Raw genomic sequence first — 9,670 nt, forward strand, 5'->3', positions numbered from 1 at the left:
CCGTTCACCTACACCGTGACTCACGACAGCTTCACCGATGCCAACCAGGATGTGCTGACCTACACCGCAACCCTTGCCGACGGCAGTGCCCCGCCCGCCTGGCTGAAATTCAACGCCACCAGCCTGACGTTCACTGGCACGCCGACCAGCACGGCGTCTGGCAATTACAACGTACTGGTCAAGGCCACCGATCCGTCAGGCGCGTCGGTCAGCGACAGCTTCGCCCTGGCGGTAGCCGATGCGCCCGCCAACACCATCACCGGCACCAACAATGCCGAAAGCCTCAACGGCACGGCGGGCGCAGACCTGATCCTCGGACTCGGGGGCAACGACACCATCAAGGCTGGCACCGGCGCGGACATCGTCGACGGCGGTGCCGGACGCGATTCGCTGTACGGCGGCGACGGTGCCGACACCTTCCGCTATACCAACGTGCTCGACAGCTACCGCGACTACGACACCGGCGGTGTCACGGCCACCGACACGATTTATGACTTCACTGTGGGCGTGGACAAGATCAATGTGTCGGGCCTTGGCATTCTCGGCCTCGGCGATGGCAGCAATGGCACGTTGTACATGACCCTCAACGCCGCCGGGGACAAGACTTACATCAAATCCGCCGAGGTCGACGCCGATGGCAATCGCTTTGAAATCGCCCTCAACGGCAACTACCTCAACACCCTGACCGCCAGTGACTTCGTGTTTGGCGAGCGAGCCCAGCAAGACATCCTCTACCTGCCCACACTCGGCCAATCCAATGCGCGCCTGCTACGCATGACGGAGGACGATGATCAGTCCGGCACCTCGATGCTGGTCAACGACCTGGACCGCTACACCCCTTATGACGTGCGCAGCCAGTTCACCGACGCCGATGGCAACGGCATTGATATCGCCGTGGGTGGGAGCACCGTCAACGGCCTGTCGACCCTGAGCCCCGAGGAGCTCAAGTTGTGCTGGTGGCTGACCGACACCAACCAACCCGGGCCTGCGCTGTTGCGCGCCGTTGCGTTGCTGCAGGATCAGCTCACCGAACTCAAAGCCATCGATAACGTCACCATGGGCATCATTTGGGGCCAGGGCGAGGAAGCCGCCCAGGAAATCGGCCGCGCGACCGACAAAGCAGGAGCAGCAGCGGCGTACAAGGCTGCGACCCTGAAGGTGTTTGATTACCTGCATGCCCAGTTCGGTAACTTCAGCGTGTACCTGATGGAAACCGGTCACTACGAGCAGGATGCGGCGCGTGCCCGAGGGTATTCGGAAGAGAAGATTGCTTCCATCGTCGAAGGGGTCGGCTATGTCCGCGCCGCCCAGGAAGCCATCGCCGCTGAGCGCGCCGATGTCAAACTGGCGGTGGACTACACCGACCTGCCCTTGCGCTATGAAGTCGATCCGCTGGTTTATCCCGATGACGTCTGGCACTTGCACGAGGAATCCGCGGAAATCGTCGGCCAGCGTTTGGCCGACTACATCGCCAATGACCTTGGCTTCCAGGGTGACCCCAACGACAACAACAGCGTGCAGGACATTTTCGACAACGCTCAGAACCAGGGCGGGATGATTTCCGGTACCGATCAAGCGGACACTCTGGTAGGCAGCTCGGGCAACGACACACTGGATGGCGACTTGGGCGCCGACACCATGACCGGCGGTGATGGCAACGACATCTACGTGGTCGATAACGCGTTCGACAGCGTGGTGGAAAGCAACACCTCGACCTCGCAGATCGATACGGTGCAGGCCTCGGTCAGTTGGACACTGGGCGCCAATCTGGAAAACCTGGTGCTCACCGGCGTGTCGGAGATCGACGGCACCGGCAATGAGCGGCGCAACTTCATCACCGGCAATGCCGCCGACAACGTGATCGATGGTGCCGCAGGCGCGGACAGCATGAGCGGTGGCGATGGCAACGACACCTATTATGTCGACAACGTCGACGACAGCGTGATCGAAACCAACAGCAATGGGGTGCCTGGAGGGATCGACAGCGTGCACAGCAGCCTCGCGGCCTATTCCCTCGCCAACAATGTAGAGAATCTATATGTCGATGGCGCTGGTGCCACCAATGGCACAGGGAACACGCTGGATAACACGCTGTTCGCCAGTGCCGGCAACAACGTGCTGGATGGGCGCGAGGGCAATGACACGGTGTCCTATGAGCGTGCCTCGGCGGGGGTTACCGTAAGCCTCTCGACATCCGCACAACAAAATACCGTGGGTTCCGGGCTCGACACCCTGAAATTTTTCGAAAACGTGACGGGAAGCGCTTACGCCGACACGCTGTCGGGCAACAGCTCAGGGAACATTCTGAACGGTGGTGCGGGTAACGATTCGCTGGTGGGTGGTTCGGGCGATGATCGGCTGATCGGTGGTGCAGGCACCGACAACCTCACCGGCGGCACTGGCGCGGACACTTATGTGTTTAGTGCCTTGTCGGACATGGGCATCGGGGCTTTGCGCGATGTGATTAGCGGTTTCAAGGCCACAGAGCTTGATCACCTGGATCTTACCGGCCTCGACGCCAACCCTCTGACTGCCACCGTCGACGCCTTCACGTTCATCGGCAGCAACGCCTTTGACCCCACCAACGCCACCGGCCAACTGCGCTTTGCCGATGGCATCCTCGAAGGCAGTGTCAACACCGACGCCACCCCTGAGTTCCAGTTCGAACTGGTGGGTGTCAAGGAGTTGCACGCCAGCGACTTTACCGCCTGAGTTGCGGTTTGCTCGCGATAGCGGTGGCTCAGTCCGCATACCGGCTGACTGAGCCAGCGCTTTCGCCGGCAAGCCGGTCTCGCTCCCACAGGGGATATGCAGTTCCTGGAAAACTGTCATTCACTACCTGTCTAATGTGGCGAGGGAGCCTGTCGGATCGCCGCACCGTCCCGCTCGGCTGCGAAGCAGTCGTAAATCGAGAAGCTCAATCTACCTGATGCCGCCCATTCGACAGGTTAGGCGGTTGCTTGTCAGGCTCACTCCTCTTTGAAAGCCGCCAGCAAGCGTTCACGCAACGGTTTCATCAGGTAATTCATCAAGGTTCGTTCCCCCGTCACCACCGTGACATCGGCGAGCATGCCGGGGCGCACCAGCAGGCCGGCGTTCTGCAGTGAGGCGACGGTGTCGGGGGGAATGTCGACCTTGGCGGAAAAGTACGGCTGGTGCGATTGCTCATCGATCAACTGGTCCGCCGACACCGACGCCACCATGCCGGTGACGGTCGGCGTATCCACCCGTTGCAGCGCCGTAAAATGCACATGCACCGGCAACCCTGGGCGCAACTTATCAGCCATCAGCGGCTCGAAACGCGCGGTAATCGCCATCGGCGCATCCAGCGGCACCACCTGCATCAGGGTTTGGCCAGCCTGCGCAACGCCGCCGACCGTATGAACGTTCACGTCCATGACCTGCCCGGACACCGGTGCACGGATCGCACCGTTATCGACTTCAAACTGCAAGGCATTGATCTGATCGGCATAACCGGCCGCCTCGGCAGAAACCTCGCTGAGCTGGGTTTCAGCATCGCGGCGAAATTCTTGCTGAGCCTGCAAGGCCTTGAGCTGGCTTTCGTTGATCGCCTGGCGAGTCCTGCCGACATCGCCGACCCCGGAGGCAATCTGCCCGGCCAATTGGGCTGCATTGCGCTCGGCCTCCAACAGCTTGTTACGCGGAATATAGCCTTCACTGGCCAAACCGCGCAGGCCTTCCAGCTCCTGCTGCTGGAAGCGCATCTGCGCATCGGAGTTGCGCTTGACACCTTCGTAGCCGAGCAATTGCTGCTGCAATGCTGCAACTTCGTGTTCGATGATCTGCAAACGGCTGCCCAACTCTGCGCGGCGGGTCAGGAACAGCTGGCTCTGCAAGCCCATGGCGGCCTTGACCCGTGGCTCGTCGGCACGTTCCAGCAGTTCAGCGGGCCATTGGATCTCGGCTGCGCCCAGCCGCTCGGCAATCAACCGCGCCTCGACGCTGCGATCATTGAGCAACTTGCCCAAGGTCACATCCCGTTGCGCCTGCGCCTGCACCGTATTGAGCTGCACCAGCAACTGCCCCTGAGTGACGCGGTCGCCATCGCTGACCAGCAGCTTTTCCACCACCCCACCGACCAACGACTGCACGGCCTTGCGTTCGCCCGCCACCACCACGGTGCCGCTGCCCACGACACCTTGGTCGAGCGGCGCCAGGCAGGCCCAGAGCAGGAATCCGCTGAGCGTCAGGACCAGGAAACCCACGCCATAGCGGGCCGCCCCACCGGCGTCGGTACTGGCGCAGGGCAGCGGTGTGGTGCCGCGCACGCTCAGCCCCTGCTCGCTGTACATTTTTGCCCCAGGTGTCAGATCACGCATTTCCGCCCGCCTCCATGACCGCAGCCGGTCTTGGCTCCGGCATTAATGCCTTGAGCACCCTATCCCGTGGACCGAATGCTTGTTGAGTGCCGTCCTTGAGCACCAGGATGTGATCGACCACCGCCAGCACATTAGGCCGGTGGGTAATCAGCACCACGGTGCTGCCAGCAGTCTTGAGCGCACGGATGGCTTGTACCAGCGCCAGTTCTCCGGCTTCATCAAGGTTGGAATTGGGCTCGTCGAGCACGATCAGCGACGGGCACCCATAAAGCGCGCGAGCCAGGCCGAGGCGTTGTTTTTGTCCACCGGACAAGCCAAGCCCGCCGGGGCCCAGCGGCGTGTCGTAACCCTTGGGGAACCTCAGGATCATCTCGTGAATGCCAGCATGACGCCCGGCGGCGATGATCTTGTCCGCATTCTGTTCACCGAAACGGGCAATGTTGTCGGCCACACTGCCGTCGAACAGTTCGATGTCCTGAGGCAGGTATCCAAGGTGCGGGCCCAAGGCGTCATGGGACCATTGACTGATCTCGGCGTCGTCCATGCGCACCGACCCGCCCATGGCGGRCCACACCCCGACCAGTGCTCTGGCCAGCGTTGATTTACCACTGGCGCTGGCGCCGACAATGGCGAGCACATCACCTTTGGCCAGACTGAAATTGATGCCGCGCAGGGTCGGTTGCGGAGCGCCGGGCGGGCCGACATACAACTGTTCCAGGCGCACCGCGCCGGTGGGCGGTGGCAAAGGCATGCGCAGGTGCTCGCGCGGATGCTGGGCAAGCAGTTGGCTCAGGCGCTGATAACTCTGGCGGCCCGAGTTGAATTGTTTCCACGAACCAATGGCGATTTCCACGGGTGCCAGCGCACGCCCCAGCAGCAACGACATGGCAATCATCATGCCCGCCGACAATTGCCCTTCAAGCACCAGCAACGCCCCCAGCCCCAAGGCCAGCGACTGTCCGGAGATGCGCACGAAACGGGTGGCCGAAGTGATGCGCGCGCTACGATCGCTGGCATGGGCCTGAGCGGCAATGATGCGTTGTTGCAGCAGGCTCCAACGCTGACGCAACGGCCCGAGCATGCCCAGGGCCTGGATGACTTCGGCATTGTGTAACGTGCTGTTTACATAGATCGACGACTGCACGCCCACGCGATTGGCTTCGCCCAGGCTTGTGCGAGTCGCCAACTCGCCCCACAGCGCCAAGCCAATCAGCACCAAGGCCAGCACCAGCGTCAGCAGGCCAAACCATGGGTGAAAGATGAACGCCACCAGCAGGAAAATGGGCAACCACGGCGCATCGAGCAAGGCGATCAGGCCCTGACCGGTGATCAATTGCCGCAGCGTCGCCAGATCGGTGAGCACCTGCGCCGGGTTGGCGTTGTGCTCACGCAGGCTGCGGGCGAAGGCAGCGTCGAAAATCCGCTCGCCCAAGGCATCGTCCAGGCCCGCGCTCATGCGAATCATCACCTCGCCGCGTGCCCACTCGATCAAGGCGCTGAACATGAACAGTCCCAAGGCGATCAACGTGAGCATGAACAAGGTGGTTTCGTTGCGGCTGGTGAGAACCCGGTCGTACACCTGCATCATGTAGAGCGACGGCACCAGCACAAGCACGTTGATCACTCCGCTGAACAGCGCAAGCGACCAGAACACCCGGCGATAGCTTAATAAAGCGGCGTCAATGTCATGACGCGGATCGAGAAGCAAACCCATAGAGTGTCGCCCGCAAAAGGAATAGTCTGTCCAAGTAGCAATCCATCGCGAGTCTGTTTTTGCACCCAGGTATTGGAGAAAACTCCAAACGTAGCCTGACCTTCTGCTATCTGAGACGATCCTCGTCCCAACAGGCGCCAATTACTGACAACGCAACCACGGGTAAGTGCCGGTTCGATGGGCTGGGGATTTAAGCGGGGTGACGGGCGGGAGTTTTGCATTCCAAAGTGGATTGAAAGCTCAGGACGGTACGCCGCACGGCCCCGGCGGCATGAATCTCGCGGGTTAAAAAGCATTTCAAAGGCCCGTAGAACTAGAGATTCTAGGACGCTCGGGCGCCATTGTGAGATGCTTTTTTGAAACTGTGCTCGTTAATGCCCGGATGTAAACTACGATAGAAAGTACCCGGTTTATTTTTTCCTGGTAATGCAGTCAGCCATCCAGTTTCCAGGTCGCACTGTCGGTGAAAGGAGGTCGACAGTCCCTTAAACTGATGTAAATGCTACGCTTTATTCTCTTCGAGAAGAGATGAGGCGATGCCATCGAAACCTCACTTCATAGAGACCAATAGTGGCCATGAAGCGGATCCTTAGCGGTGCTATCACCTTGGCAATCATCGGCACGATGACCGTTGGACTACTCCAATGGAGAGCCGTCGCAAAGCAGAGTCAAGACGTATCGTGCAGTGAAGCCAGACACACCTTGAAAGGTGTGGAAATTCGAGCGCGGGCGTTGGCTGCCGGGATGACCATAGAGGCGTACGCTCACGCTGAAGAAGAGGAAGTGGCGAAACTGATCCGCGCTCTCGAAGGTGCGACCAGTCCGGCTGATATCGATTCAGTCATGGAGAGTCACTCTGCCGCCATCAAAGCTGAAGACGCCGCTGTGGAGGCAGAGGTGGACGCACGAGGCGATCAAGCCTTCCTCGAGCAACGATTGAAGAAGCAGCGCATCCCCGTCGATGTCAAACAACAACTCGAGCGCGCGGCTAAGGCAGTCAGTCTCACGTGTAGCTAACGTTTATTCACAACCCCCACCCCTCCTTCACAGCCTTTCGAATGCCCTCCAGCAACATCGCAAACGCCGGGTTGTCATTGTTCTCGCGCCAGATCAAATGCAGCTCGCTCTGTACGCCCTCCCCCAGATCGATATCACGAAACACGACGTTCCTGAATACCACGCTGGTGGCGCAACGAGGAACCAGGGCCAGTCCCATTCCGGCGTTGACCAGCGCCAGAATCGTCAGTGAAGAACCGAGCCATTGCACGTATTCCGGAGCGACGCGGGCTGAGCGCAGCATACCGGTCAGCAGTTCGTTGAACGGCGGATAGGCGGCGTGGGAATACATCAGGAACGGTTGCGCATCGAGGTCTTTGACGGACACGGTTTCGGCACTGGCCAGCGGGTGGCGACTGGGGATTGCCAATACAAATGGCTCGCGCACCAGGCACTCAGTGGCATAGCCCGGTTCCAGCAAGGGCGCGCGGACGATGCCCAGATCGATCCGCCGGGCGCGAAGGGCTTCGTGTTGTTGGTAGGTGTTCATCTCCGACAGATCGATTTTCACATGGGGCTGTTTGAGCCGTGCTTCAGCAATGACCTTGGGCAGGAATTCGTACACCGCGCTGCCAACAAAGCTGATGTTGACCGAGCCAATGTCACCTTCGGCAAAACGCCGGGCAGTGACGGCGGCTTGCTGGGCGCGCTCCAGCAGGTTCTGTGCTTCGATGAAGAACGCGCGACCAGCGGCGGTCAGCGCGACGCTGCGGGTGGTGCGGGTGAACAGCTCAACTCCCAGGTGGTGCTCCAACAGTTGGATTTGTCGGCTGAGGGGCGGTTGCGTCATGTTCAGGCGTTCGGCGGCGCGACGAAAGTTGAGTTCGGTGGCCACCGTGGTGAAGCAGCGCAATTGAGTCAGTTCGAACATTGATCTAATCCAGGTATCAATCGAATGCCAGTTTAGATTAGACGAGATCAATTGCCATGTTCATGATCGGCTCTTCCCTAAAAAAACAAAAAAGGAGCAGCCTCTTGAAAATCAAACGAGTCACCGTCACCCCCATCGCTTTCCGTGATCCGCCGCTGCTCAATGCCAGTGGGATCCACGAACCGTTCGCGCTGCGCTCGATCATCGAGATCGAGAGCGACAATGGTTACATTGGTCTGGGTGAGAGCTACGGCGACGCTCCGGCGCTGGCGATCCAGCAGCAGTTGCAAGCCAAGTTGATCGGCCTCGACCCGTTCAATCTCAATCAGCTGCGCGCCATCGTGCAGGCTACCGTGGCGGCAAACAAACCGGCGAGTATCGCCGGCGCAGAACTGGCACCCGGTTCTCACGCCAGCAAAGCCGTGAGCAATGCGTATTCGGCGTTTGAAGTGGCGTTCCTGGATTTACAGGCGCACTCGCTGAACGTGCCGTTGGTGGACTTGCTGGGCGGTGYGATCCGTGACGAGATTCCGTTCAGCGCCTATTTGTTTTTCAAATACGCCCAGCATATCGATTCGCCTTACAAACCCGACAGCTGGGGTGAAGCACTGAACGAAGAGCAGATCGTCGCCCAGGCTCGGCGCATGATCGAGACCTATGGTTTCAAGAGCATCAAGCTCAAGGCTGGCGCGCTGGAGCCAGAGCATGAAGTTGCGTGCATCAAGGCGCTGAAAAAGGCCTTCCCGGGTTACCCGCTACGGATCGATCCGAACGGTAACTGGTCCATGGAAACCTCGATTCGCATGGCCGAATTGCTGGGCGAAGACCTGCAATATTACGAAGACCCGACGCCGGGCCTGGAGGGTATGTCCGAACTGCACAAACGCACCGGCCTGCCGCTGGCGACCAATATGGTGGTGACTGATTTCGATGAGTTTCGCCGCAGCGTCGCCTTGAACAGCGTGCAGATCGTCCTCGCCGATCACCACTATTGGGGCGGTCTGCGCGACACTCAGGCCCTGGCGAAAATGTGCCAGACCTTTGGCGTGGGCGTGTCCATGCATTCCAACTCGCACTTGGGTATCAGCCTGATGGCCATGGCCCATGTCGCCGCTTCGGTGCCGAATCTCGATTACGCCTGCGACACGCATTACCCTTGGCAGGAGCCGGACGAAGAGGTGATCAAGGGCGGCAAACTGCCCATCGTCGATGGTTGCGTGAAAATCACCCGAGCGCCTGGTTTGGGTCTGGAGCTGGATCACGATCAATTGGGCAAGCTGCATGACCAATACCTGACCTGCGGCATTCGCCAGCGCGATGATGTGAAACAGATGCAACGTTACAAACCTGAATGGAAAACCATCAAACCGCGTTTTTGAGGGTGTCCGGTGCCTGGCTGTCAGGGCAGGCACCGGTTTTTCATCACCGATAAAAAATACGAGAAGGCCAACGCCTTACGCGAGCTTTATGGCGCCGCCCTGGATATTGTCGCGCGCCATTCGCAAGTCATTAGCGTCCTGGTTGAGCTGGTGAATCAGGTTGAGCAACCGTTGACGCAGCACCTCGTCCTGAAGCTGCTCTGCTGCGCGCATCACATCGAACGCCGCCCCCTCATTATTCGTCGCGACGGAGTCGAGTAGTTTGCGCATGCTTCTTGATGGCCGATTCATCTCCACCCTCCTTAGGTAT

The 9,670-nt window shown here is 59.8% G+C and carries 7 protein-coding genes; 3 read left to right on the forward strand and 4 right to left on the reverse strand.

All coding sequences use genetic code 11. The features are described 5' to 3' along the window. Window positions 1-2,712 (forward strand): putative Ig domain-containing protein (locus AC1DRJ_RS13600; RefSeq protein ID WP_477802609.1); only part of this gene is annotated, 2,712 nt, incomplete at its 5' end. 257 nt (window positions 2,713-2,969) lie between these two features. Here AC1DRJ_RS13600 and AC1DRJ_RS13605 read toward each other — a convergent pair. Next, entirely contained in the window at window positions 2,970-4,340 is a 1,371-nt protein-coding gene (locus AC1DRJ_RS13605) for an HlyD family type I secretion periplasmic adaptor subunit (protein WP_477802610.1), read from the reverse strand. After that, entirely contained in the window at window positions 4,333-6,054 is a 1,722-nt protein-coding gene (locus AC1DRJ_RS13610) for a type I secretion system permease/ATPase (protein ID WP_477802611.1), read from the reverse strand. The genes AC1DRJ_RS13605 and AC1DRJ_RS13610 overlap by 8 nt, the downstream gene beginning before the upstream one ends. Window positions 6,055-6,630: 576 nt before the next feature. Here AC1DRJ_RS13610 and AC1DRJ_RS13615 point away from each other — a divergent pair. Further along, a complete protein-coding gene (locus tag AC1DRJ_RS13615; RefSeq protein WP_477802612.1) occupies window positions 6,631-7,071 on the forward strand; it encodes a hypothetical protein in 441 nt (146 codons plus the stop codon). Between the two features lie 7 nt (window positions 7,072-7,078). On the opposite strand, the gene AC1DRJ_RS13620 is transcribed toward AC1DRJ_RS13615, so the two are convergent. Further along, entirely contained in the window at window positions 7,079-7,981 is a 903-nt protein-coding gene (locus tag AC1DRJ_RS13620; protein ID WP_477802613.1) for a LysR family transcriptional regulator, read from the reverse strand. Window positions 7,982-8,085: 104 nt separating this feature from the next. Between AC1DRJ_RS13620 and AC1DRJ_RS13625 the strand changes: the two genes are divergently transcribed. Continuing rightward, complete coding sequence (locus AC1DRJ_RS13625) at window positions 8,086-9,360, forward strand: glucarate dehydratase family protein (RefSeq protein ID WP_477802614.1); 1,275 nt, start codon at window positions 8,086-8,088, stop codon at window positions 9,358-9,360. Between the two features lie 75 nt (window positions 9,361-9,435). Here AC1DRJ_RS13625 and AC1DRJ_RS13630 read toward each other — a convergent pair whose 3' ends face one another. Continuing rightward, entirely contained in the window at window positions 9,436-9,651 is a 216-nt protein-coding gene (locus AC1DRJ_RS13630) for a hypothetical protein (RefSeq protein ID WP_477802615.1), read from the reverse strand. Between the last annotated feature and the right edge of the window lie 19 nt (window positions 9,652-9,670).

It is taken from the genome of Pseudomonas sp. P5_B2 (genome assembly GCF_056400445.1).